This window comes from Sphingomicrobium clamense (assembly GCF_019264355.1).
GTDB classification, from domain to species: Bacteria; Pseudomonadota; Alphaproteobacteria; order Sphingomonadales; family Sphingomonadaceae; genus Sphingomicrobium; species Sphingomicrobium clamense.
Map to the genome: position 1 here is coordinate 968461 of NZ_JAHVAH010000001.1, position 22269 is coordinate 990729.

Genomic DNA, 22269 nt, shown 5'->3' on the forward strand with positions numbered 1-22269 from the left:
CAAGTGCGTATTGCGATCTCGTTTGCCTGTCTGATGGCGCTGTCCGCCTGTTCGGATGCGCCTGCGACCGAGCCCGAACTCACCAACGAAGCAGCGGTCGAGGACCATGACGAGGCCGATCACGAGCGGCGGGTCGATTATGCGGCCTTCGATGCCCGACTGACCCGTTTGGTCGAGGAAGCGCCGGCGATGGTCGGGCTTGCGGTCGGGGTGGTCGAGGATGGCGAAATCACCTTCCTCAAGGGCTATGGCGAGACAGTGCGCGGGTCGGGCGAAGAGGTCACGCCCGACACGGTTTTCCGCTGGGCATCGGTCTCCAAGGGCGTCGCGGGCACGCTCGCTGCGAAATTGCAGGCGGAGGGCAAGATCAATCTTAACGACCCGATCGCCCGTTATTCGCGCAACCTGCTGCTCCCCGACGGCGCGCAGGTCAGCGCGAGCGTGCGCGATGTGCTTAGCCACCGCCTCGGCTTGTGGCGCAACGCCTATGACGACCGGCTCGAGGACGGCAAGGACCCCGACCTCATCCGGCAGGATCTGGGCGAACTGGTGCTGATCTGCCCGCCGGGAACGTGCTGGAGCTATCAGAACGTCGCCTTCGATGCGGTGACCGATGTGGTCGAGAAGGGCACAGGGCAGACCTACCAGGAGGCAGTGGGCAGCGAATTGTTTGCGCCGCTCGGCATGCGCTCGGCCAGCCTGACGCGCGAAGGGCTGGTCGAATCCGGCAATTGGGCCCGGCCGCATAGCGCTGGGCGCCGCGAGCTTGAGGTCAAACAGCCGTACTACAGTGTGCCTGCGGCCGGCGGGGTAAATAGCGACATTAAAGACCTCACTGTCTGGCTGCAGGCGCAGATGGGGCTGATGCCCGAAATCCTGTCACCCGACGTACTCGACGTCGCGCACGAGGCGCTGGTCCGCACACCCAACGAGAACCGCCGCCTGCGCAAGTATCGCGAGCGCGTCGGTGATCCGCATTATGGGCTCGGCTGGCGCACCTACGACTATGAGGGGCATCGCATCATCGGCCATCGCGGCGGCGTGGACGGCTATCGCTCGCTGATCCTGTTCGACCCCGAACTGAAGAGCGGCGTGGTCGCCTTGTGGAATTCGAATACGGGTCGACCGACGGGATTGCAGTTCGAATTTCTCGACCTGCTCTACGGGCTCGAGTTTCGCGACTGGCTCGAACTGGACTAAAGAAGGTAGCAACTTTCGCATCGCGCCGCCCGTTGGTGGCAACATGAAACATGTATTGCTTACGCTCGGCGCACTCGCGCTGACCCCCGCCGCCACTGCCTCCTTCGCCCAGGACAGTGATCCCATGGAGTTGTCCGCCGAGACTTGGGGAGAGGTGCCACCCGATGGTCCCTTCTCCGGCTCACGCGACGAGGTGACGCTGGCGGCGCAGATCATGCTCGCGCGGGTCGACCATTCGCCGGGCGTCATCGACGGTTATCCTGGCGGCAATACACAGCGCGCGCTGAGTGCTTTCCAGAAGGCGCAGGGTCTCGACGACGACGGGCAGCTTGACGAGGACAGCCTCAAGGCATTGCGCAAGGCCGCGGGCGACGGGCCGCTGTTACAGCGCTACGCCATCGAAGCTTCCGATGTCGACGGACCGTATAAGTCGGTCGCGGGCTCGATGAAGGCGATGGGTGAGGGCGGCCATGTCGGCTACGGCTCCGCGTCCGAAGAACTGGCCGAAAAGTTCGGGATGAGCGAATCCTTTCTCAAGGCGCTTAATCCCGACGCATCTTTTGCAGCAGGCGAAGAAATCCTCGTGGTCGCGGGCATCAACGATGCGCTGCCCAAGGTCGCGAAGATCGAAGTGGACGGCGGCGAGAACGAGCTGCGCGCCTATGACAGCTCGGGCAATCTGGTGGCCAGCTTCCCCGCGACCGTGGGAAGCGACGAATTTCCCAGCCCCTCTGGCGAGATGAGCGTGGCGGCGATCGCGCCCGAAGCCAATTACACCTTCGATCCGAGCGATCAGGAGTGGGGCGGCGATGAAACGCTGGTCATCGCGCCGGGCCCCAACAATCCGATCGGTGGCATCTGGATCGATCTTGGAAAGGAAGGATACGGCATCCACGGAAGTCCTGATCCTGCGCTGATCGGCAAGACGTCGAGCCATGGCTGCGTGCGTCTTACCAACTGGGACGCGCGCGCGCTGATCGAGGCTGTTTCGACCGATACCGAGGTCATTTTCGTCTAGCACGACGAACCGAACGGCATCTGCCGACGAAGCGAGGGCCCCGCCGTTGCCCTTCGCCGTTGGTAGGGCATGAAACAGGAAACTTTCGAGCAGCCCGTCTTCGCCGCCCTGCGCGCGGCCTACCTTTTTCACACGTCATACCGACCGAGCGAATCGGATTAGCCTCACATGAATCGCAGAAATGGCGGATTTTTGCGTTTTTTTGATTCTTCCGCTAGTTTCACTGCATCGTTAGCGCCGACCTTCCCACCAGGCTCACAAGCCAGCTGCCCCAAGAGGGCCGGGAATCGCGCACGACCCCCCGCATGACCGGTCGTTTCCCGGGCGTTTCCACGACGCTCACCGACTAGGTCGACTATCGCGCGTCGCCCGGAAATCGGCGGCGCGTTTTTGTTTGAGGAGAATGGGATTGGCCCACCAGACCGAATTTCTGATCGATCGAATGAAGGAAGAGAAAGCCAAAGCCAAAGCCGCGACACTGGTGAAAGTGAAACAGCTTCACGAACGTGCCGCACGCAACTGGGAAAAGCTCGCCAACCGCGCGCTCGCCGCGGACAAGCTCCGCAAGGCCGAAGAGAAGCGCAAGGCAGAGGTTCGCGCCGAAGCCGAAAAGAAGGCCGAGCTGGCCGAAGCCTAGACGGATCTTCCGTTTCAAGAAGAGGGGCTGCCCGACGGGGCGGCCCCTTTTTCTATGCGCCGGTCTTTTCGTCGATCGCGGAGCGGACGTGGCGGGCGAGCTTCTGCAGCGTGAAGGGCTTGGGCAGCAGGTTGACGCCGTGGTCGAGACGCTCGTTATGGACGATGGCGTTGGGGGTGAATCCGGTGGTGAATAGAACGGGCAGGTCGGGGCATTCCTCGGACACGGCGTCAGCTAGCTGGCGGCCGTCGAGGCCGGCCATGACGACGTCGGTGAAAAGCAGGTCGCAGCGTTCCATTTCGCCCAATTTCTCAAGCGCTTGCATGCCACTGCTTGCCTCGACGACCTGATAGCCCAGCGTGACGAGCGCGTTCACGCTCATCTCCCGCACGGCGCGCTCGTCCTCGACCACGAGGACGGTTTCGCCCTCCTTCGCGCGCGGGATATCGTCGGGATCCTCGGAAACGGGCAGCCGCTTTTGCTTCGCCTCGTCGAGCGCGCGGGGGAGATAGAGGCGGATGGTCGTTCCTTCGCCCATTTCCGAATAGATGGCGAAATGGCCGCCCGACTGCTTGACGAAGCCGAACACCTGGCTGAGCCCGAGCCCGGTGCCCTTGCCCGCGCCCTTGGTCGTGTAGAAGGGTTCGACTGCCTTGGCCTGTACCTCGTCGGGCATGCCGGTGCCGGTATCGGTCACCGCGATACAAACGAACTGCCCCGTCGGTGCGTCGGCGTGATCGAGGCGATACTGGTCGTCGAGATGCGCGTTGGCGGTCTCGATGGTCAGCTTGCCGCCGTCGGGCATCGCGTCGCGCGCATTGACCGCGAGATTCACGATGGCGTTTTCGAGCTGCGAGGGGTCGGCGGTCACCGGCCACAGCCCACCCGCCAGCACGGTTTCCAGCCGCACATTGGCGCCCAGCGTGCGCCGCAGCAGCTCGGACATTTCGCGGACCAGCTTGTTGGGGTCGATGCTCTCGGGCAGCAGCGTCTGGCGGCGCGAGAAAGCGAGCAGTCGCTGGGTCAGCTCGGCGGCTTTCTCCGCCCCCATCATCGCACGCGACAGCGCCTTGTTGCGCTTCGTGTCGCTATTCGTGTGCTGCGCCATGTCGAGATTGCCGGTGATGATGGCGAGCATGTTGTTGAAATCGTGCGCGATGCCGCCCGACAATTGCCCGACCGCCTCCATTTTCTGGACCTGGCGCAGCTGGCTTTCGGCTTCGGTGCGCGCATCCGCCTCGGCCACCAGCCGTTCATTGGCTTCGCGCAGCGCGGCGGTGCGGTCCTCGACCTGCCGCTCCACCCGCGCGCGCTGGCGCTGCTGCTGGAAGACGAGCGAAGCGATCAGTGCCGTGATGACCAGTCCGAGTACGAAATAGCGGATCAGCGCATTGGTCGGGCTGGGCGTATAGAAGGCGGGTTTGGGACTGGCGCGCACTGTGATCGGGATGCCGCCAATCTCGACCCGGCGATCAACATGGAAAGGCAGGACCTCCGCCTCCGGATCGCCATAGAGCAACGTCTCCTCGGACGGCTCTCCGTCATACATGGAAATCTCGACATCTTCGTAGAGCGGCTCGTTGGCGATGGTCGAGAAAAGGTCGCCGGCGCGCAGCGGGCTATAGACCCAGCCGACGAAAATCTCTTCGCCGCCGACCAGCTGGGTCGCGGGCAAATAGAGCAGGAACCCCGCCTGCTTGTCCTCGTCGATCTCCTGGACCAGCTCGATCTTGTGGCTGAGCGCCGGTTCGCCCGTGGCGCGGGCGCGCTCCATCGCCTTGCGGCGATTGCTTTCCGACAGCATGTCGAAGGAGAGCGCGGCGCGATTGCGCTCATTCTCTGGCTCGAGGAAGGTGATGACCGAATAGTCGGCGCGTTCGCCCTCGGGCCACAGCGGCTTGAACGCCTCGCCGCGATAGGCGGAGGCGAGCCGGTTGGCCTCGCCCGGCGTCGCGGCATAGGCGGCAAAGCCCATGCCGAGGATGCCGGGATTATATTTTTCCAGCTGCTGGCGCTCGACGAATAGTCGCCAGTCGGCCTGCGTCACGCGGTCGGAAGCGCGGAACAGGGCGACCCCGCCGCGCAGCACGCCCGATTGCAGCGCAAACTTGTTCTCGACGGAGAGCGTGGCGCGGTCGGCAAGCCGTTCAAGCTGGCGCTGGAACCGCTCGACCTGGTCGGTGTGGAGCGACAGCGCGACGAGCCCCGACAGGACGATCCCCGCGACGAGGATCAGCAGTGTCGGCCAGTAATGTCGCAAGTGATGCATCAAATTTTCGTCGCCCGCTTTTGCCCACCAACCGCGCGAACGGGCGCGGGTTCCGTGTCATATGCTCCACTTGCGCGACACGTGGCCTTTTGCTTGGTGAATGGACCATGAGCAAACGGCCTTTTCGCCCCGGCGCACGCCGCCTAGCGATCGTCACCGCATTGTGCGGGTGGGCGGTGCTCGCGCTGCAACTCAGCCTGCTGGTCGACGAGATGGGGATGGGCGAGGGGCTGTGGCGCTATCTCTCCTTCTTCACCCTGCTCACCAATATCGGCGTGGCGGTGGTGGCGAGCGCGATGGCGATGGGCAAAGGAGGCTGGCTAGCGGGGCCGAGGGCGCGGCTGGTGATGGCAGTCGCGATCGCCTTCGTCGGGATCGTCTACTGGATCGCGCTCGCCCCGCTCTACGACCCGCAAGGCTGGGCGCTGGTCGCCGATATCGGGCTGCACACGACCCAGCCGCTCTTGTTCGTGGCGACCTGGTATGCGGCGCGCGAGGGCAGCCTCACCACGCGCGACGCGGCGGCGGCGATGGGCTGGCCGATCGCCTATGCCGCCTACGGCCTGGCGCGCGGCGCGGTCGATGGCTGGTATCCCTACTGGTTCCTCGATCCCTCACAGCAGGGATGGGGCGGCACCGCGGCCAGCATCGCCTTGCTCTCAGTGGCTTTTTTTGTGCTCGCCTCGGTCTTCGTGTGGCTCGACCGCCGCGCGGCCTGACGAAGTTTTCGGCAATTCAGCTGCCGCAATCCGCAAACGACTTTTCGCTTTCGGCGCCTTCCACATTCTGGTTAGTCTTCAGCCATGGAAGGGGCCATCATTTTCGCATCGCTGATCGTAGGCGTCGCCGTTACCGATCAACTGTCCAGCCTGCACCGCCTGCTTCGCGCGCGGGAGAAGGTTGTGTGGGACGCGCTCCCGCTTCTCTATGCCGGGTTCGTCATCATCAGCTTCATCATGATCTGGTGGGGCATTGCTGGGCGTTCCGAGGGGGCGATCACGATCGGCGAGTTCTTGCTGATCTTCGTCCCGCTGGTGCTGATGTTTCTGCTCGCCCACGCGACGCTCCCCGACAAGGGCGATGCCGACGAATATAATCTCAAGGCCTTCTGGAAGCGCCAGTCGCGCTACCTGCTCGGCATGTTCATCCTCGTCGTGGCTTTGGACTTCGGCTTCGCCATGGCCACTACGCTCGAGCGACCAGCCGACATTCTCACCTACATTTCCAACCGCTGGGTCGACATGGCGCTGCTGGGCTTCATGGTCGTCGTGTGGTGGGCGAACAGGCGCTGGCTCGATTGGGTGTTGGTGCTGATGCTGTGCATCGTTCCGCTGGCATGGATGGGTAGGTCGATCGGCGGCTAGCGCCCGAGCGTCTCAGAAACTTCTCAGAATCTTCCCAACGCCCCCTGAGGATCGCGTGGGCGCGCGCGTGACAGAAGGAAGCTGCCAAAAAGGGAGGCTCGGGACATGAAGATCATCGCAGGCGCATTCATCCTTCTCGCCACCGCGCTGGGACTGCCCAGCGTCGTTGGAAAGCTGGACCCAAGCGCGCCCGGCGACTTCATCAACGTGCCCGACGAAACGGCGAAGGATTTCTGTCGGCTGACGTACGAGCAGATCGCGGATGACGTCTATCGGTGCGAGCCGGTGGAGGGGCAGGTGGAGGCGGTGGAGTAGGGCATCGGCTACCCCTCCAAATTTACGAAACTATCCAGCACCCGCTTCCTGCCGGCCTTCTCGAATTCGATTTCGAGCTTGTTGCCTTCGATCGCCTCGATCGTTCCGTAGCCGAACTTGCCGTGAAACACGCGCTGGCCGACTTCGAGGTCGCTGCGGCCCTTGTTGCCCAGGCTCACCGCGCTGCCGCGGCTTTCGACGATGCGTTGTTCGCTGCTGTCGTAGCGTGACTGCGCGCGCTGCCAGCCGGGGCCGCGCGTCTGGGTGCGGGCGGGCTTGGTGCGGGCGACGTGGGCGAAGGGGTCGTCGTGGGGGCTGAACTGCGCCTTCCACAAGCTCGCGCCGCCCGACATGGTCGCCTCGCTCTCGATATGCTCTTCCGGCAATTCGTCGACGAAACGGCTGGGGATCGAGCTGGTCCACTGGCCATAGATGCGGCGGTTGGCGGCGTGGAGGATCGTGGCGAGCTTGCGCGCGCGGGTGATCGCGACATAGGCGAGGCGGCGCTCTTCCTCGAGACTCGCGACCCCGCCCTCGTCGAGCGCACGCTGTGACGGGAAGATGCCTTCCTCCCACCCGGCGAGGAACACGTTGGGAAATTCGAGCCCCTTGGCGGCGTGGATGGTCATGATGGTGACCTTCTCGCCGCGATCGCGCGCGTCGGTGTCCATAACCAGGCTGACATGTTCGAGGAATGCATCGAGCGTCTCATACTCCTCCATCGCGCGCGCGAGCTCGGCGAGGTTTTCGAGGCGGCCGGCGGCTTCGGGCGACTTGTCCGCCTGGAGCGCAGCGGTATAGCCGCTCTCGTCCATGATCGTTTTCATCAGCTCGGCCGCGGGCATGGAGCCTGCCATCGAACGCCAGCGGGCAATGTCGGCGACGAAGCGGCCGAGCGAGTTGCGCGCGGCGGGGCGCAGCTCGTCCGTGTCGAGGATCTGCGCGGCGGCCATCAGCAGCGGGCTGCTCTGCGCGCGGGCGAACTGGTGGACCGTCGCCACCGCCTTGTCGCCCAGTCCGCGCTTGGGGGTGTTGACGATGCGGTCGAAGGCGAGGTCGTCCTGCGGCTGGTGGACGAGGCGCAGATAAGCGATGGCGTCGCGGATCTCGGCGCGTTCGTAGAAGCGGAAGCCGCCGATAATCTGATAGTCCATGCCGATCGCGATGAAGCGCTCTTCGAACTCGCGTGTCTGGTGCTGCGCGCGCACGAGGATGGCGCAATCGTCGAGCGAAGCACCCTTGGAGACGAGATTCTCGATCTCCTCGCCCACGCGCCGCGCTTCCTCGGGTCCATCCCACACCGCGATGACGCGGACCTTTTCGCCGTCGCCCGCCTCGGTCCACAATTCCTTGCCGAGCCGGCCGGAGTTGTGCGCGATAACCCCGCCCGCGGCGGAGAGGATATGGCCGGTGGAGCGGTAATTCTGTTCAAGCCGGATGATCTTGGCGCCGGGAAAATCCTTTTCGAAGCGCAGGATGTTGGCGACCTCCGCCCCGCGCCAGGAGTAGATGGACTGGTCGTCGTCGCCCACGACGCAGATATTGTTGCGCGGGGTCGCGAGCAGCCGCAGCCAATCATATTGCGCCGCATTGGTGTCTTGATATTCGTCGACGAGGATGTAGCGGAAGCGGTCTCGATACTGCTCGACTACGTCCTCGTGACCCTTGAAGATGGTGAGCATGTGCAGCAGCAGGTCGCCGAAATCGGCGGCGTTCACCTGTTTGAGCCGCTCCTGATATTGCGCGTAGAGCTCGGCGCCCTTGCCGTTGGCGAAGGCCTCGCTCTCCGCCGCGTCGATATGCTTCGGCGTCCAGCCCCTATTCTTCCACTTGTCGATCAGCCCGGCGAGCTGGCGCGCGGGCCAACGCTTGATGTCGAGCCGGTTGGCCTCGATCAGTTGCTTCAAGAGCCGGAGTTGGTCGTCCGTGTCGATGATCGTGAAGTTGCTTTGCAAGCCCACGAGTTCGGCATGGCTGCGCAGCATGCGCGCACAGACACTGTGGAAAGTGCCGAGATAGGGCATGCCCTCGACCGCGCCGCCGGTGATCTGGCTGACCCGCTCCTTCATCTCGCGCGCGGCCTTGTTGGTGAAGGTCACCGCCAGGATCTGGCTCGGCCAGGCGAGCCGCTGCGCGATGAGGTGGGCGAGGCGGGCGGTCAGCGCCGCCGTCTTCCCTGTCCCCGCACCCGCGAGCAGCAGCACCGGGCCCTCGGTCGTCAGCACGGCTTCGCGCTGCGGCGGGTTGAGGCCGGCGATGTAGGCGGGCTCTTGGGTGGGGGGAGGAGCGGATTCGGTCACTGGTGACAGGTAGGGCGGGGAGAACATTCGGGCAACCCCGTCCTTTGGCCGGCGACTCGGGGGCGACTCGCGGTGCGATTCGAGTCGGAATGGCGTCGAATCCTGTTGCGAATCGGCTTGGCGCGGGGTAGGGGCGCGGCTGAAATGGGGTGCTGCCCCCAGATTTCCCCGACTTGTGCACGATATCCCCGTTATCCACAGGCTGAATCGCCTTTTTGGCCATTGTGACTCGCTCCGGGTCGATGCATAAATAATGACGTGATCGGGACGAACCGCCCGGCCCCTTCGGGGGAAGGAAACGGAAGTTCCGATCTCCGCCGGCAGGCGATGGGATTGCCCATCCAACTGCTTGCGATCACCCGGGAAGTGGGCTCTTCGGAGCTGGTTCCAGATGGGGAGCGTAAGTGGGGGCAATACCGGACCAGCCGGTCAGAGGCGCCGGAAGAGCCAGGAGCTCTAGACGCTGCGCCGGATGACCCTTCGGGGTCGGATGGCTGCGCGACAAGAACCTGGCCCAAGAAGGGCCGCTGAACGCCGGATGGCTGCGTGCGACCTTCGGGTCAATCGGGCCACCAAGTCCGGAAGAGAAGCGAGGCCAGTCGCAAGTCTGGCAAGCGCACTCGGAAGGAACTGGAGGCTCCCCTTGTGGGAGGACATTCGGTCCGGAAGCGACGCCTGAGCGGTGACGCAAGAGGCGCGGGAGCGCAAAGTCCTTCGGGACGGAGCGAAGATGCGAAACTCGGCAGAGCTTAGCTCGGCGCAGTGGGGACCAGCAGCAATGCTGGTCCCCATTTCCGTTTGGGGACCCTGAGAAAATAGGCGCACGACAAGCGCCCACGAAAAAGGGCCGCCCGGGGGCAGCCCTTCCTCCATGAAATTCGCGAATGGACTAGACGGCGGTCGGCATGATGCCGCTCACCGGCTGGCCCGTCCGGGCAATTTCGGTCTGCGCGGTCTGGATGACCTGGCGCGTCTGCGGCGACAGCTCGTCCTGCGACAATGCAGCGTCGAACTTTTCCTTCAGATAGTTTTCGCCGGTCTCGATCTCGTTGCAGATCGCCTGGCGGTCCGAACCGGTCACGGCGTCCTTGAGGCCGAGATAGGTGCGATGCATCGCGCCGAGGATCGAGCCTTCGTCGCGCTTCTCGCCGCCATTGGCGACCAGTTGCGACTGCAGGCTTTCGAGGACCTTGGTGCGCTCCTGCGCGCATTCGCGGAAAGTGGCGGCAAGCTGCGGGTCGTCGACCTTTTCGGCGCTGTCGCGATAGCCTTCGATGCTGTCGCAAGTGGTCGCGATCAGCGTGTCGAGGGTTTCGATGTCTTTGTTGTTCTTGTCGAACATGGGCGTACTCCTTGGGTTACTGTGTGGCTATTCAACGCTTATGGCGGTTGCGCGATGCTCGGTTCGGCGCGGCCTCCCACTCGGACAGGCGCAAAGCGCCCGCTAGGCGCAGCGAAAGAAGTGCGTCATAAGGTGGATCGTGAAACGCCGCCCGACCGAAATCCCCTACATCCCCAAGGACAAGCGCCGATCGCGCCTGGCCCCGCGCGAGGGCGGGAAGATCCTCAAGCGCAACAAGGGGGTCGAGGCGCTCAGGCGCACCGATACCAAGAAGGATCCGGAGAAAGCCAAGAATGGCTGTGGCTGCGCCTTCTTCCTGATCGTCGGGCTGTTCGCGTTTGCCGACCAGATCGTCGAATTCGTGGGCGACGTGTTCGACGGGGAGGGGCCGCGGATCGTGACGACGCCGCCGCCGCCGCCCGTCCAGGAACCGCCGACCACGATCATCCTCGAAGAGGGCGTCGCGCAGGCACCGCGCGGCGACGTGCGCGGCGTGTTCACGCCTGACGACTATCCCACCGCCTCGCTGCGCGCCGAAGAGGAGGGCACGGTGCGCGCGATCGTCTCGGTCGGAACGGACGGCGTTCCAACGGCCTGCGACGTCACCCAGTCGAGCGGCTATGCGCGGCTCGATGCGACGACCTGCAGTATCATCCTCGAACGCGCCCGCTTCGCCCCCGCGCTCGACGCTGAAGGTCAGCCGGTCGAAGGCACCTATTCGACCCCGCCGATCCGCTGGGAAATCCCTTCAAGCTAAGCCGGACGTTGGTCGACCGGCTCTTGCGGGTTGCGCGCGGCTGTGAAAGCCTGCGTCCGACAGAGGGAGAAGAAACATGCGCATGATGATGATGGCCGCGTTGGCGGTGGTGGCGACGCCGGTTGCCGCGCAGGATGTTTCGATTGCCGAGGCGGTCGCGAACGTCGAGGCGCGCAGCGAGAGCAATGTCGCGATGGACGAGAACCGCCACCCTACGCAGATGCTCGACTTCCTCGGACTTAAGGCGGGGATGGACGTGCTCGATATTGCGGGCGCCAATCTCTATTGGGCCGAGATCATGGCGCCGGTCGTCGGCGATACGGGCAGCATCGTGATCTGGAGCCCCAACCAGTTCTATTCCGATGAAGCGAAGGCCCGTCTGGCGGAATTTTCCGCGCGGAACCCGCGGGTTGTCGGCATCAACAGCGAGTTCGAGACGCCGATGCTCGGCACGAACCGCTACGACTTCCTGCTGATCAATCTCGACTATCACGACGCCTATTGGGAGAGCGAGCGCTTCGGGATCGAGCGGATGGAGCCGCGCGCCTGGGCCAAGCGGCTCTACGACGCGCTCGAACCTGGCGGAGTGATGGGGCTGGCCGACCATAGCGCGAAGCCCGGCGCCGACCCGCGCGCCTCGGTCGAGGCCGCGCACCGGATCGACCCGGCCGTCGTGCGCGCGGACATGGAGGCGGTCGGGTTCGTGTTCGAGGCCGACAGCGACCTGCTCGCCAACGCCGACGACGATTTGGAAACCAACGTCTTCGACCCCGCCATCCGCGGAAAGACCGACCGTTTCCTGATGCGGTTCAGAAAGCCGGAGTAGGCGCCTACCGCCCCGCCATTTCTCTGACGCGGTCGGCGTAGAGTCGGCCGACGGCTTGTTCGGTGCCATCCTGCAGGCGGGCGACCCAGCGGCCCGAGGCGTTGCGCGAGAAGCCAGCGACGAAATCGCGGCGGACCAGCGCGCTGCGGTGGAGGCGGACGAATTTCGACGGATCGAGGCCTTCCTCGAGCTTGGTCATCGAATAGTGGATCAGCCAGCTGCGCTCGCCGACATGGAGGCGCATATAGTCACGCTCGGCCGAGACGCGGTCGATATCGTCGGCGGCGATGCGCACCAGCCCCGACAGGTCCGATGCCCAGAATTCGGTGAGCCAGGGGCTGTCTTCGTCATCCTTTTCGGCGACGTCGTGGTCGGCCTCGGCGTGCGAGACGATATGGTCGCGGGCGCGATCGATAGCGACCGCAAGCCGCTTCGCATCGACCGGTTTCATCAGATAGTCGACCGCCGCGACTTCGAAGGCGGCGACGGCAAAGCGGTCGAACGCGGTCACGAAGATGACGGCGGGGCTGTTCTTGCCCTTCGACAGGGCACGGGCGACTTCGATCCCGTCCATGCCGGGCATGGCCACGTCGAGGAGCAGCAGGTCGGGGCGCTTTTCCTCGGACAGCGCGACGGCTTCCTCGCCGTCTTCTGCGGTGCCGACCAGTTCGACATCGTCGATTTTCTTGAGGAGCCGTTCGAGCCGTTCGGCGGCAAGCGGCTCGTCGTCGGCAATGACGATCTTGAGGTCAGTCATCGAGATGCTCCGTGTCGGGAATGGCGAGGCTGACGCGATAGCCGCCTTCGACCGGTCCAAAGCGGCAATCGGCTTCGCCTGCAAAATGGGTTTCGAGCCGCTGGCAGACGTTGTTGAGGCCAGTTCCGGTGCCGGTCGGGCGCTTGCCCGGATCGTTGTTGAGCTTGCCGTCCGGCGCGCTGTTGAAGACATCAATCTGCACCCGCGCATCGTCGAGGCGATGTGCGGTGATGGAGAGGGTCACGGGCTGCTTGGTGGCCGAGACGCCATATTTGATCGCATTCTCGATGATCGGCTGCAGGATCAGCGCAGGAACGGTGACGTTCGCCACGTCCTCCGGCACGTCGATATTGATCTTGAGCCGTTTGGGAAAGCGGACTTCCTCGATGTCGAGATAGAGCCGTTGCAGTGCGATTTCCTCGGACAACGGCACCGCAGCGCTCGGGTCGAGCGAGAGTGAAGTTCGGAAGAATGTGGATAGCGCCATGAGCATATCTTCGGCGCGTTCATTATCCTCGCGCATCACCAGCGACGATAGCGAATTGAGCGTGTTGAAGAGGAAGTGCGGGTTAATCTGGTAGCGCAGCGCACGGACTTGCGCCGACTGCGCGGCGGCCTCCGCCTCGGCAAGGCGCTGCTGCGCCCTCGCGACCTGTCCCGCCGACATGCCGGCGAGGTAAATGGCGGACCAGGCGGCGTAGAAGAACACCCACACGGTGGCATATTCGGCAACGGTACGAAGGTTCGCGATGCCGCCCGTGCCGCTTCCGGGGAAGGTGAAGGTCAGGGGATCGTCGCTTCCCCGATAGACGGTCACTTCGGCGCCCTTGCGCTTGATGACCATGCCCTCGACCGTCGTGATCTTCTCGACCCGCTTCTCGGCATTCGAAAAGTCGACATGTGCCGCGAACGTCGCCTGCCCCAGCGAAATGACGAGGCAGGTGGCGGCGGCAATCAAGGCGCGCCGAGGCAGGCTATGCCGGTCGGAGAGCGACCGCAGGACGACCAGAAGGACGATATTGAGAAGAATGCCCGACACCAGTCGGGGCGCGTACGCCGAGACCAGGTGCCACCCCAGATTGTCCCACAGCGCCATGCGCACGAGCAGGGTCGTGACGTAGAGTGTCCACATCGCCGCCATCGAAATGGCGATGATGCGCCATTCGCCACCGGGCTTATCGAGGACACTGGAAATCATTTTCTTCATCTTGTGACACGTAGCGACTGCTCGGGCCCGCGACTACCACCCGTTCGTCCAACGGGCGAAGCGTTCGGTCGCCTGTCGAAATTGCCGGTGGAACGGGGGCCGCGACTGGGCGGTTGATGCCTTGAAACCAGTACAGGAAGGCGATGCCAATGAGCCATCACAAGGACCACCCCAAGGACGAGCCGAGCGAAGAGCTGGAAGAAAAGCTCGAGAAACATCCGCACGACAAGAGTCTCAAGGTCGATGTCGGGTCGGACGAGAGCATGGATGCCTCCGATCCGCCCTCCGCGACCCAGCCTGGAGGCCCTGGCCCCGACGAACCGGTGCCCAGTTCGGGCGCGCCCAAGGAATAATCGCGCTGCTTCAGCAGCTTGTGCGCCAACTTTGGAATCGGTGCGCAAACGCAACAACTCACTCAGATCGTTGCATAATTGCGACAGGCTTGCGGTGAAGTCTTCACTTCGCCGCAAGCACTGTTGCCCGGATGCCGCTCAACCGCTTTCATGAACCCAAGATGCCGCCCGGGTTAAGATTTGGGTAACCATGATCTGACTAAGATGGTGTCGTTAAGGGCAAGAGGCGACAGGCTGGGGGGCCTGTCAGGAGCAGAAAGCGAGACGAGAGATGAGCGACCGGGGAGGGAGCCAGTTGGCCGGAGGGGCCATGCTGATCAGCGAGATGAAGGAATTTGCGAGCCTCGACAAGGCAACGCAACGCTATATTCGCCGCTCGCTCGATGTCGCTTTCGGTCGCACCGATCCGATCGCCACCTGGGCCCGCGACGAGGTCGAGGCCGCCTCGATCACCGCGCAGGGTCGGTTCTACAAGCAGCTCGACCATCTTCGTGCCGACATTCCCGACGACAGCGCGCTAGACATGCTCGAGCCCTTCATGGGAATTCTCGTCACGCTGACCGCGTTCGACCTGGGGCAGGGGCGTCTGCCCAATTTCACCGCCTACCGCTTCCTTTACGAGCGCTTGCTGGGTGCCGCAGTGCGGCCGTGGTTGCCGAGCGCGTTCTGTGCCGCTGCTGCGCTGCCGCAGCTGCACCCCGACCATCGCCGCGAGCTGCTCCAGTCGATTAGCGAGACGGCGGCGACAGCGCCCGGCTGGTCCACGCGCGAGCCGGTCTTCTGGCCGGAATGGGTCGAAAAGGTCGACGTCGCGGCCGCTTGAGGCGTCGCTACAGGTCGAAAATTTCGGATAGTTTCGCGAGGCTCGCTTTGGGGCTCGTGTGGAGGATGAACGTGCCGCCGGCTCGCTCCTCCCACGGTTCGCGTGCGCTGATCCGGTCGTCGACCAGCACGTCGCCGGGCGAACCATGTTTCCATTTGTCACGCGCCATGCAGGTGATGATCTCAAGATCAGGGAAATGCGCCTTCGCCCAGCGCCGTTTCTGTGGCGCTGCCCACTTGCCGAGCGGGAGGCCCGTCAGCAGCGTGGGCTCGAGATGGCGAACCGCGTCGACCATCTCCATCGCGCCCGGCAGCAGGTCGAGCGTCCCGTAAAAATCCGTCGAGCTGGCAATCGTTTTCCAGAAACGACCCTTGCCATAGTCATGCTCATACTCCTCGGGCGTCATGCCGGTGAGCTTGTGAAAGCCACCGTCGAAATCGGCGAGGACGCCATCGACGTCGAGGAAGAGGTTACGGGTCACAGATAATCGGGACGCGTGACGAGCGGGATCGGTTCCGAAAGCGCAGACCAGTCTTTCTTGGCTAGCAGGTCGTTGCTGTGCTTGGGCTGGACGCCGCTATCGGGGTCGAGCGACCAGGTGACGTGATAGATGCTGCCGTCGGGGCGCCGGGTTTCGCCCTCGACGCTGGCGACGTAGCATTCGAGGTCGCTGCCATTGTCGACATGGCCGACCAGCGTGATCGACGCTGGCTTGGGCGGCTGAGCACCCTTCCTGTTGCCCCACAAGGTGACGTGGTGGGCGATGACGCGGTCATAGCGCGGCGGGAATCGCTCGAGCAGTGCCGAGCGCTGCTCTTCGTCGAGTATCCAGCCGACCGCGCGCGCCATCAGCGCTGCGCCAACCTGTCGAGGATCCCCTGCGCGAAGGCGATCAGCGTATCGTCGCGCGCGCCCATGATCAGCACCATGTCGCCCGTTTTGGCATCGTCGACGATCAGCTCTGCCAGCGCGTCGCGATCCTCGCGATGCAGCGCGGGGCCGCCGAGCGCGATCACCCGGTCGGCAAGCCAGCGTCCGTCGCGCTCTTTCTCGACCGTGCCGCCCTGATAGACCGGGTCGGGGACATAGAGCATGTCGTTGGCATCGAGATGATCGGCGAAGACCTCTGCCAGCTCGTCGCCCATCTGCTTGAGCGGGCCGTAGCCGTGCGGCTGGAACAGGACGTGGAGCGGGCGGCCGGCAGCCTTCGCGGTGCGCAGCGTCGCGGCCGCCTTGTCGGGGTTGTGGCCGAAGTCGTCGATCACCGTGATCCCGTTCGCCTCGCCGACAATTTCGTAGCGCCGCTTGAGGCCCTGAAATTCGCCGAGTGCCGCGATCGCGTCGGACAGGTCGAGGCCCGCGGCGTCAACCGCGGCGAGCGCGGCGAGTGCGTTGGACGCATTATGCTTGCCGGGCATGGGGACGGTGACGAGGTGGCTGGTGCCGTGGCGGTGGAGGGTGAAGGTCGAATAGGTCGGGTGGAGCGCCAGGTCGCGCCCCTCATAATCGTTTGTGTCGTCATCGAAGCCGAAGCGGCGCGCGCCGTCGATCGATAGCGCTGCGGCCTCCTCGTCATCGGCATTGACCAGCGCGGCGCCCGCGACATTGCCGAAGTCGGTGAAGAGGGCGCGCAGCTCGTCCATCGACTTATGGTCGAGCGTGACATTGTTGATGACCGCGACCTGCGGGCGATAGAGCGCGATCGAGCCGTCGCTTTCATCGACCTCGGACACGAACAGGTCGGCATCGCCCGCCAGCGCGCTCGCGAAGGGCGCGTCGGGGGTCGCGAAATTCTTCATCACCGCGCCGTTCATGACGGTCGGCTTGCGGCCGCAGGCGTGGAGCATCCAGCCGATCATACCGGTGACGGTCGATTTGCCGCTGGTCCCGCCGACCGCGATCGAGCAGTCGGCGTCGTTGAGCATTTCGGCGAGTAGTTCGGGGCGGTTGAGGCGCGGAAGACCCAATTCGTTCGCGCGCGCGACGTCGGGCACGCTGTCCTCGACGGCAGCGCTGGCGACGAGCGTCATGCCCTCGGACAGTCCGCTGCCGTCCTGCGCATGGAGGTCGATGCCCAGCCCTCGAAGATAGTCGAACTTGGCGGCGAGCCGGCCCGCATCGAGCGAACGGTCTGAACCGGAGACTTGCGCTCCGCGGGCGGCGAGAATGGCGGCGAGGGGAAGCATGCCGCTGCCCCCGATGCCGCAGAAGAAATAGTGGTTGGCCATCGCGTCGAGGCTATGCGAGAAATGCTTCGCCAGCGCAATTGGGGAGGGGCAGGATGAAGATTGCAGTCGTCGCACCGAGCTGTCCGCTCGACCCGAAAGCGGTCGAAATCGCCGAGGCGCGCGCGGCAGCGATGGGCGCCGAACTGGCGATCCACCCGCAATGCTTTCTGGAGGCCGGGCATTTCGCGGGCAGCGACGAACAGCGGTTGGCGGCGCTGACCGAGGTGATGAACGACGAGAGTGTCGAGGCCGTCTGGTTCGCGCGGGGCGGTTACGGCTCCAACCGCATCGCGGCAGCCGCGGCGCGCGCCGTGTCGCCCGCAGCGAAGGCCAAGACCTATATGGGATATTCGGACGCGGGCTTCCTGCTGGCGGCGTTCCACAAGGCCGGGCTCGATGTCGCACACGGACCGATGGTGCAGGACGGGCTGCGTGAGGGTGGCGAGGCCGCGCTCGACCGTGCGCTTGGCTGGCTGGTCAAGCGATCGGAAGAGGCGTTGGAGCCGGGGCTGAAGTACGACCTGCCGGCGTTCGCATTCAATCTCGCCGTGCTCTCCAACCTGGTCGGCACCGAGATCGAGCCCGATTTTACGGGACGCGAATTGCTGATCGAGGAAGTCAGCGAATATGAATATGCCATCGACCGGCAGATGTATCACGTCACCGGTCAGGCGAGTGTGCGCGGAGCCGCGCAGATCCGCATGGGACGCATGAGCGACATTCTCGAGAATGATCGCCCGTTCGGGAACGACCCCGACGCGATCGTGCGGCACTGGTGCGAAGTGTCGGGGATCCGACACGGCGGCAGCGCCGACATCGGCCACGACTCGGCCAATCGGGTGGTGCCCTTCACGCGCTGACGAGGCCGAATTTCCCTCTCTGTGCCCCCTTAGAGCGCTCTGAGAGGCTCATTTGACCGTAATTAACCAATTTTCCCTCTGAAATGCCCTTGCGCCCCCTCTCGAAAGGTGCCTACCTAGGGTCACCAAATACAGGAGGGAATAAATGGCAAAAGGTACTGGTCGGAAAGCAGGGGGCGGCTTGGCTCGCCCGGTGACTCCTTCGCCCGAACTGGCGGCGATCGTGGGTCCCAACCCGCTTCCGCGCAGCGAAGTCGTTTCGAAAGTCTGGGATCACATCAAGGCAAACAACCTTCAGAACCCCCAGAACAAGCGCGAGATCATCGCCGACGACAAGCTGCGTCCCGTCTTCGGGACCGACCGTTGCACGATGTTCGAGATGAACAAGCATCTCTCGAAGCATCTCAGCTAGTCGAGTTGGCCTTCGGGCCTGAGGAGGGGCGTAGCCGCGAGGCTGCGCCCCTCTTCTTTTGTGCCACGCCCGCTAGCGGCACATCGACCAGCCCGCGGGCCGACCGCGTGCCATGTCGAGGTGGAGATGGTCGGCGTGCGCCTCGTTATAATCGGGCGAGAGCGTGGTCCTGAACAAGTTGCACGCGCCGTCGCGCACATCGCGCAGGAAGGCGCTGCGTTCGGGCGCTCCGTCCCAGTCGTCGAGTACCGCAATGCGCGTCCCGTCTTCGAGGCGGAAAGCGGCGATGTCGACCGCATTGGCGGTGGCATGCTCGCTCCACGGGCCGTCGGCGCGACCGTAAAGGCGGCGGCAACTGTACGAGCCGAATGTCTCGATTGCGACGACCTCGCTGTCGAAGTGGGCCTCGGCGGCGGGCTGGACGGTCTCGCGCTCCCATAGCGACAGGGCGGCGGCAACACTGCACGAGGTGGTGAGGTCGCCATAGTCGGGGCGTCCGTAGGCGCCCAGCTTTACGCCATCGACGTAGCCGCACTGGGCCTCGGAGGCTGTGCGCACGATGCCGGTGGCGTCACCCAGACCCAGTTCGCCGAGCAGGGCGGCGCATCGCGCAGGGGCGAGGGCGGCCAGCTTGTCGTCGGTATAAGGGCCGACCGGGTCGGTGAGCGAAAGTTCGGTCCACGGAAAAAGCTCGGGATACGCGGCCTCGTATTCCTTGTATTTGAGCCAGCCATACCAGCCGAGGACGGCGATGAGCGCGAGGAACAGCAGGCGGCGGAGCGAGCGGGTCGCGGTCCGTTCAGGCACGAACGGCGCTGTCGAGCGGCTCGCTGGTCACCGGATAGCCGCGGCCCTCGGGGATGCAGACGCGCTTCTGCCCGTCGCGATCCTCCACCCAGGGGACGATGCGGTCGAGCGACTGCGCGCGCGCGTCGACGATCGCCTCGTCGATGGAGGCAAAGCGGGCGAGCCGTTCGAGATTGCGTTTGGTCGGGAAGATGGCGCCGGCCTTGCCGGCGGCGATGGCGTCGAGCATGGCCTGCGCGCTGGTCCAGCGTGCTTCGACGATCTCGCCTTCCTGCAAGGTGAGCGGGGCATCGGGCAGCGGCGCACGGGCGAGGAAAAACCAGGTGTCGAACCGACGCGCGAGCTTCATCTTGGGCGCCCAGCGCGCGAAGGGGACGAGGGTGGCGGGGTCGATGTCGAGATCGACTTCTTCGCGGGTCTCACGAACCGCGGCGATCCGCGCGGCATCGAGATCGTCCGCAGCGCCCTCATGGTCGGCGGCATCGACGCGGCCGCCCGGCCAGACCCAGGCATTGGCGGCAAAGGCCATCTTGCCGTGGCGACGGACCATCAGATATTCGGGCGCGCCGCCTGCGTCAGGCTCGCGCGCGAGGATGAGGGTCGCGGCGGGGATATAATCGTCGTCGCTCACGACCCTCTCGTTCGCCTTAGAGACCCGGGATTTCCTCGGTCTCGGCATTGTCGCGCGTCACGTCGGTCGTATCGATCGCGGGCGCGGCAGGCGCGGCTTCTTCCTCGATCGCCTCTTCCTGCGCCTCTAGCGCTTCCATCTCGGCGTCGCTCGCAACTTCCTCGAGGCTGGGCGCATTGGCGTCATATTCGTCGATGGCGGCGTCTTCGGCAGCCTCTTCGGAGCTGCCGCAGGCGGCGAGGGTGAGTGCGAAAGCGGAGGCAATGGCAAATGTGCGGATCACTTGGCTGTACCCTTCATGGAGTGGATGTGTCTTTTCCAAACGCAAAAAAGGCCGGGACGGGCCCGACCTTTTTCACTTTGGCTATGCAGGCCGGACTTTCCAACCCGCAAAGATCAAATCTGTTATTCGACGATCGGATCAGCGTCGTCGACCTGATCTTCCATTTCGTCGCCCATTTCTTCGACTTCGTCGGCTTTTTCATCGAGCCGTTCAGCCGTGGCTTCGTCGCCAAGTTCTTCAGCAGCTTCGGCCTGGCCTTCAAGGGCTTCGGCCTCTGCGTCGTACTGATCTTCGACTTCGTCGGCTAGCGCGTCGTCACCTTCGCCGCCACAAGCCGCGAGGGCGAGAGCGGTCGCACCGGCGATAGCAAAACTGATCTTCTTCATGGATAAAATCCCCTTAGATTCATTCTCTCTTGTCTGACGCACCAAAGCGCCAGACCCAAGAGTTGTTCCCAATCCTCGACGGACAGAGTTGTTCCATCGACGGACCAATATTCATTACGAACGCGTAAAGAGCAACAGGCTTGTCTTGTATGCGCGGGGGCGAGCGACTATCTAGGGAAGGCCGGTTTTCCGGCTATGTCGGTAGAGTATCGCGTGGAATAGGCATTTCGGACCCGGGGGGCAGTACCCCGGCGCCTCCACCACCAGGGCGTGAGATTTGCGCGCATTGCTGATGGGGGCGAAACAGGATCGACGAGTGCAATAAAGACGCGGTTGCCGATCGGTATGGATGCCACCGCAACGGCGCATTTTGACAAGTGCCAACGATAACGAGGCGCTCGCTATTGCTGCGTAACAAGTAACCTCACGGTGAACGTTACAAAGTCATAAGCGCGGTCGGACCCCACCGGGCAACAGAAGGGGATTCCAGCGGCACGGAGGGCGCCGGGCAACAGAAGCCCTCCACTTTTCTTACAAATGTTTGGATTTGCGCGCGGCGTTCATGGCTTCCTGCCCTGCGCCGTTCAGCGCGCGCCGGATCTCGCGGGTCGCGAAGATGGGGTCGGCGTCGATAGGAAGGCCGTCGACCAGCTTGCCGACGACCGCGCTTTCGATCCGCTGACGCTCCGCGCTGTCGGCGCCGCGCAAATGGGTCATGAGCCCGGCGAAATCCTGCACGCCTGCCGCCTCGTAGAAGGTGAAGACCGCGCTTCCCGCAAGGGCCTTGGCGGACTGTTCGACGTCGCGCAGTTCGGCATTTCGGTCGAGATCGACCAGCATCAGGCCGAGCCGCCGCGGAAGCGCCTGGTGCCACGCCTGCTCTGCAATGCGTTGCTTGGCCTTGCGGCTGGCCGAGGCGCCCGCGAAGAGCGCGACGCCTCCCATGACCAGCCAGTGCCACATGGCTAGGGCCGCTTCTTCAGTTCGTCGCGGATTTCGGTGAGAAGCTCGACTTCGGTCGGGCCGGCGGGTGCGGCTTCCTTTTCCTTCGCGGCTTCGCGTTCCATCACCTTCTTCGCCCAACGGACGAGCAGGAAGATGATGAAGCCAAGGATGATGAAGTTGACGATGGTGGTCAGGAACGCGCCCCAGCCGATCATTGCCACGCCCGCTTCCTTGAGCTCGGCATAGTTGGTGGTGCTGCCTTCATAGCCCTCGGGAATGTCACCCAGGAGGATGAAATAGTTGGAGAAATCGAGCCCGCCGAAGATGTAGCCGACCAGCGGCATGATGACATCGTCGGTAAGCGCTGCGGTGATCAGCGCGAAGGCACCGGCCATAATGACCGCAACCGCGAGGTCGAGTACGTTACCCTTGGCGATGAATTTCTTGAACTCGGCGAACATGTGCTTCCCCTTTTGCCGTTCGATCCCGTTGAAAACGCATCTTAACCGCGTCGTCGTGCATTGAAAGGGGCGACGCGAATTCCTATTT

The 22269-nt window shown here is 64.0% G+C and carries 26 protein-coding genes and 1 other RNA gene; 13 read left to right on the forward strand and 14 right to left on the reverse strand.

What is annotated here, in order from left to right; genetic code table 11:
• Window positions 1-3 precede the first annotated feature (3 nt).
• From KTQ36_RS04880 to KTQ36_RS04890, 3 genes are all read left to right on the forward strand, one after another.
• Window positions 4-1200 (forward strand): serine hydrolase domain-containing protein, encoded by a 1197-nt coding sequence (locus KTQ36_RS04880; protein WP_218632599.1) that lies wholly within the window; start codon window positions 4-6, stop codon window positions 1198-1200.
• 43 nt (window positions 1201-1243) lie between these two features.
• A complete protein-coding gene (locus KTQ36_RS04885; protein WP_255554252.1) occupies window positions 1244-2218 on the forward strand; it encodes a L,D-transpeptidase family protein in 975 nt (324 codons plus the stop codon).
• Between the two features lie 409 nt (window positions 2219-2627).
• Window positions 2628-2855: a hypothetical protein gene (locus tag KTQ36_RS04890; protein ID WP_218632600.1), complete on the forward strand. Its 228-nt coding sequence runs from the start codon at window positions 2628-2630 to the stop codon at window positions 2853-2855.
• 52 nt (window positions 2856-2907) lie between these two features.
• Here the strand turns inward: KTQ36_RS04890 and KTQ36_RS04895 are convergent, their stop codons facing one another.
• Window positions 2908-5124, reverse strand: coding sequence for a CHASE domain-containing protein (locus KTQ36_RS04895; RefSeq protein WP_218632601.1), 2217 nt, complete (start codon window positions 5122-5124; stop codon window positions 2908-2910).
• Between the two features lie 107 nt (window positions 5125-5231).
• Between KTQ36_RS04895 and KTQ36_RS04900 the strand changes: the two genes are divergently transcribed.
• The 3 genes from KTQ36_RS04900 (at window position 5232) to KTQ36_RS04910 (ending at window position 6803) form a co-directional block, all read left to right on the forward strand.
• Window positions 5232-5843: a Pr6Pr family membrane protein gene (locus KTQ36_RS04900; RefSeq protein ID WP_218632602.1), complete on the forward strand. Its 612-nt coding sequence runs from the start codon at window positions 5232-5234 to the stop codon at window positions 5841-5843.
• Window positions 5844-5927: 84 nt separating this feature from the next.
• On the forward strand, window positions 5928-6488 hold the full coding sequence (locus KTQ36_RS04905; protein ID WP_218632603.1) for a hypothetical protein: 561 nt from the start codon (window positions 5928-5930) through the stop codon (window positions 6486-6488).
• 105 nt (window positions 6489-6593) lie between these two features.
• The gene (locus KTQ36_RS04910; protein ID WP_218632604.1) at window positions 6594-6803 is read left to right on the forward strand and encodes a hypothetical protein; all 210 of its coding nucleotides are present in this window, start codon (window positions 6594-6596) and stop codon (window positions 6801-6803) included.
• A gap of 8 nt (window positions 6804-6811) precedes the next feature.
• Here the strand turns inward: KTQ36_RS04910 and KTQ36_RS04915 are convergent, their stop codons facing one another.
• Window positions 6812-9130 (reverse strand): ATP-dependent helicase, encoded by a 2319-nt coding sequence (locus tag KTQ36_RS04915; RefSeq protein WP_255554254.1) that lies wholly within the window; start codon window positions 9128-9130, stop codon window positions 6812-6814.
• 862 nt (window positions 9131-9992) lie between these two features.
• On the reverse strand, window positions 9993-10445 hold the full coding sequence (locus tag KTQ36_RS04920) for a ferritin-like domain-containing protein (protein ID WP_218632605.1): 453 nt from the start codon (window positions 10443-10445) through the stop codon (window positions 9993-9995).
• 139 nt (window positions 10446-10584) lie between these two features.
• Here KTQ36_RS04920 and KTQ36_RS04925 point away from each other — a divergent pair, with 139 nt between their 5' ends.
• A complete protein-coding gene (locus KTQ36_RS04925) occupies window positions 10585-11202 on the forward strand; it encodes an energy transducer TonB (RefSeq protein ID WP_218632606.1) in 618 nt (205 codons plus the stop codon).
• Window positions 11203-11278: 76 nt separating this feature from the next.
• Window positions 11279-12028 (forward strand): class I SAM-dependent methyltransferase, encoded by a 750-nt coding sequence (locus KTQ36_RS04930; protein WP_218632607.1) that lies wholly within the window; start codon window positions 11279-11281, stop codon window positions 12026-12028.
• Window positions 12029-12032: 4 nt separating this feature from the next.
• Here the strand turns inward: KTQ36_RS04930 and KTQ36_RS04935 are convergent, their stop codons facing one another.
• On the reverse strand, window positions 12033-12785 hold the full coding sequence (locus tag KTQ36_RS04935) for a LytR/AlgR family response regulator transcription factor (RefSeq protein ID WP_218632608.1): 753 nt from the start codon (window positions 12783-12785) through the stop codon (window positions 12033-12035).
• Window positions 12778-13983 (reverse strand): sensor histidine kinase, encoded by a 1206-nt coding sequence (locus KTQ36_RS04940; protein WP_218632609.1) that lies wholly within the window; start codon window positions 13981-13983, stop codon window positions 12778-12780. Before KTQ36_RS04940 ends, KTQ36_RS04935 begins: the two co-directional genes overlap by 8 nt.
• 158 nt (window positions 13984-14141) lie before the next feature.
• Here KTQ36_RS04940 and KTQ36_RS04945 point away from each other — a divergent pair, with 158 nt between their 5' ends.
• Entirely contained in the window at window positions 14142-14345 is a 204-nt protein-coding gene (locus KTQ36_RS04945) for a hypothetical protein (protein ID WP_218632610.1), read from the forward strand.
• 271 nt (window positions 14346-14616) lie between these two features.
• On the forward strand, window positions 14617-15168 hold the full coding sequence (locus KTQ36_RS04950) for a hypothetical protein (protein ID WP_218632611.1): 552 nt from the start codon (window positions 14617-14619) through the stop codon (window positions 15166-15168).
• 7 nt (window positions 15169-15175) lie between these two features.
• On the opposite strand, the gene KTQ36_RS04955 is transcribed toward KTQ36_RS04950, so the two are convergent.
• From KTQ36_RS04955 to KTQ36_RS04965, 3 genes are read right to left on the reverse strand one after another with little or no spacing between them, the layout of a single operon-like run.
• On the reverse strand, window positions 15176-15649 hold the full coding sequence (locus KTQ36_RS04955; RefSeq protein ID WP_218632612.1) for an HAD family hydrolase: 474 nt from the start codon (window positions 15647-15649) through the stop codon (window positions 15176-15178).
• A complete protein-coding gene (locus KTQ36_RS04960; RefSeq protein ID WP_218632613.1) occupies window positions 15646-16017 on the reverse strand; it encodes a hypothetical protein in 372 nt (123 codons plus the stop codon). The genes KTQ36_RS04955 and KTQ36_RS04960 overlap by 4 nt, the downstream gene beginning before the upstream one ends.
• Entirely contained in the window at window positions 16017-17396 is a 1380-nt protein-coding gene (locus tag KTQ36_RS04965) for a UDP-N-acetylmuramate--L-alanine ligase (protein ID WP_218632614.1), read from the reverse strand. The genes KTQ36_RS04960 and KTQ36_RS04965 overlap by 1 nt, the downstream gene beginning before the upstream one ends.
• Before the next feature lie 53 nt (window positions 17397-17449).
• On the opposite strand from KTQ36_RS04965, the gene KTQ36_RS04970 reads away from it, so the two are divergent.
• Both KTQ36_RS04970 and KTQ36_RS04975 read left to right on the forward strand, forming a co-directional pair.
• Window positions 17450-18256, forward strand: a complete 807-nt coding sequence (locus KTQ36_RS04970) for an LD-carboxypeptidase (protein ID WP_218632615.1) — start codon at window positions 17450-17452, stop codon at window positions 18254-18256.
• A gap of 145 nt (window positions 18257-18401) precedes the next feature.
• A complete protein-coding gene (locus KTQ36_RS04975; protein ID WP_218632616.1) occupies window positions 18402-18668 on the forward strand; it encodes an SWIB/MDM2 domain-containing protein in 267 nt (88 codons plus the stop codon).
• Window positions 18669-18740: 72 nt separating this feature from the next.
• On the opposite strand, the gene KTQ36_RS04980 is transcribed toward KTQ36_RS04975, so the two are convergent.
• The 4 genes from KTQ36_RS04980 to KTQ36_RS04995 all read right to left on the reverse strand — a co-directional run bounded on the left by KTQ36_RS04980 (window position 18741) and on the right by KTQ36_RS04995 (window position 20775).
• On the reverse strand, window positions 18741-19475 hold the full coding sequence (locus KTQ36_RS04980; protein ID WP_218632617.1) for an extensin-like domain-containing protein: 735 nt from the start codon (window positions 19473-19475) through the stop codon (window positions 18741-18743).
• Entirely contained in the window at window positions 19468-20106 is a 639-nt protein-coding gene (locus KTQ36_RS04985) for an NUDIX hydrolase (RefSeq protein WP_345777668.1), read from the reverse strand. The genes KTQ36_RS04980 and KTQ36_RS04985 overlap by 8 nt, the downstream gene beginning before the upstream one ends.
• A 16-nt stretch (window positions 20107-20122) precedes the next feature.
• Window positions 20123-20389, reverse strand: coding sequence for a hypothetical protein (locus KTQ36_RS04990; RefSeq protein ID WP_218632619.1), 267 nt, complete (start codon window positions 20387-20389; stop codon window positions 20123-20125).
• Between the two features lie 122 nt (window positions 20390-20511).
• Complete coding sequence (locus KTQ36_RS04995) at window positions 20512-20775, reverse strand: hypothetical protein (protein ID WP_218632620.1); 264 nt, start codon at window positions 20773-20775, stop codon at window positions 20512-20514.
• Window positions 20776-20916: 141 nt separating this feature from the next.
• Between KTQ36_RS04995 and ssrA the strand changes: the two genes are divergently transcribed.
• Window positions 20917-21263, forward strand: a transfer-messenger RNA (tmRNA) gene (gene ssrA, locus KTQ36_RS05000).
• A 43-nt stretch (window positions 21264-21306) separates the two neighbouring features.
• Here the strand turns inward: ssrA and KTQ36_RS05005 are convergent.
• Window positions 21307-21738 carry a hypothetical protein gene (locus KTQ36_RS05005; protein ID WP_218632621.1) on the reverse strand — a complete coding sequence of 144 codons (432 nt, stop codon included), beginning with the start codon at window positions 21736-21738 and terminating at the stop codon, window positions 21307-21309.
• A gap of 2 nt (window positions 21739-21740) precedes the next feature.
• Window positions 21741-22181, reverse strand: coding sequence for a large conductance mechanosensitive channel protein MscL (mscL, locus tag KTQ36_RS05010; protein WP_218632622.1), 441 nt, complete (start codon window positions 22179-22181; stop codon window positions 21741-21743).
• Window positions 22182-22269 lie beyond the last annotated feature (88 nt).

Coding starts and splice junctions, on each gene's coding strand:
- KTQ36_RS04885 (WP_255554252.1), top strand. CDS start 1,244: ATGAAACATGTATTGCTTACGCTCGGCGCACTCGCGCTGACCCCCGCC.
- KTQ36_RS04895 (WP_218632601.1), bottom strand. CDS start 5,124: ATGCATCACTTGCGACATTACTGGCCGACACTGCTGATCCTCGTCGCG.
- KTQ36_RS04900 (WP_218632602.1), top strand. CDS start 5,232: ATGAGCAAACGGCCTTTTCGCCCCGGCGCACGCCGCCTAGCGATCGTC.
- KTQ36_RS04905 (WP_218632603.1), top strand. CDS start 5,928: ATGGAAGGGGCCATCATTTTCGCATCGCTGATCGTAGGCGTCGCCGTT.
- KTQ36_RS04910 (WP_218632604.1), top strand. CDS start 6,594: ATGAAGATCATCGCAGGCGCATTCATCCTTCTCGCCACCGCGCTGGGA.
- KTQ36_RS04915 (WP_255554254.1), bottom strand. CDS start 9,130: ATGTTCTCCCCGCCCTACCTGTCACCAGTGACCGAATCCGCTCCTCCC.
- KTQ36_RS04920 (WP_218632605.1), bottom strand. CDS start 10,445: ATGTTCGACAAGAACAACAAAGACATCGAAACCCTCGACACGCTGATC.
- KTQ36_RS04930 (WP_218632607.1), top strand. CDS start 11,279: ATGCGCATGATGATGATGGCCGCGTTGGCGGTGGTGGCGACGCCGGTT.
- KTQ36_RS04935 (WP_218632608.1), bottom strand. CDS start 12,785: ATGACTGACCTCAAGATCGTCATTGCCGACGACGAGCCGCTTGCCGCC.
- KTQ36_RS04940 (WP_218632609.1), bottom strand. CDS start 13,983: ATGATTTCCAGTGTCCTCGATAAGCCCGGTGGCGAATGGCGCATCATC.
- KTQ36_RS04945 (WP_218632610.1), top strand. CDS start 14,142: ATGAGCCATCACAAGGACCACCCCAAGGACGAGCCGAGCGAAGAGCTG.
- KTQ36_RS04950 (WP_218632611.1), top strand. CDS start 14,617: ATGAGCGACCGGGGAGGGAGCCAGTTGGCCGGAGGGGCCATGCTGATC.
- KTQ36_RS04960 (WP_218632613.1), bottom strand. CDS start 16,017: ATGGCGCGCGCGGTCGGCTGGATACTCGACGAAGAGCAGCGCTCGGCA.
- KTQ36_RS04965 (WP_218632614.1), bottom strand. CDS start 17,396: ATGGCCAACCACTATTTCTTCTGCGGCATCGGGGGCAGCGGCATGCTT.
- KTQ36_RS04970 (WP_218632615.1), top strand. CDS start 17,450: ATGAAGATTGCAGTCGTCGCACCGAGCTGTCCGCTCGACCCGAAAGCG.
- KTQ36_RS04975 (WP_218632616.1), top strand. CDS start 18,402: ATGGCAAAAGGTACTGGTCGGAAAGCAGGGGGCGGCTTGGCTCGCCCG.
- KTQ36_RS04995 (WP_218632620.1), bottom strand. CDS start 20,775: ATGAAGAAGATCAGTTTTGCTATCGCCGGTGCGACCGCTCTCGCCCTC.
- KTQ36_RS05005 (WP_218632621.1), bottom strand. CDS start 21,738: ATGTGGCACTGGCTGGTCATGGGAGGCGTCGCGCTCTTCGCGGGCGCC.
- mscL (WP_218632622.1), bottom strand. CDS start 22,181: ATGTTCGCCGAGTTCAAGAAATTCATCGCCAAGGGTAACGTACTCGAC.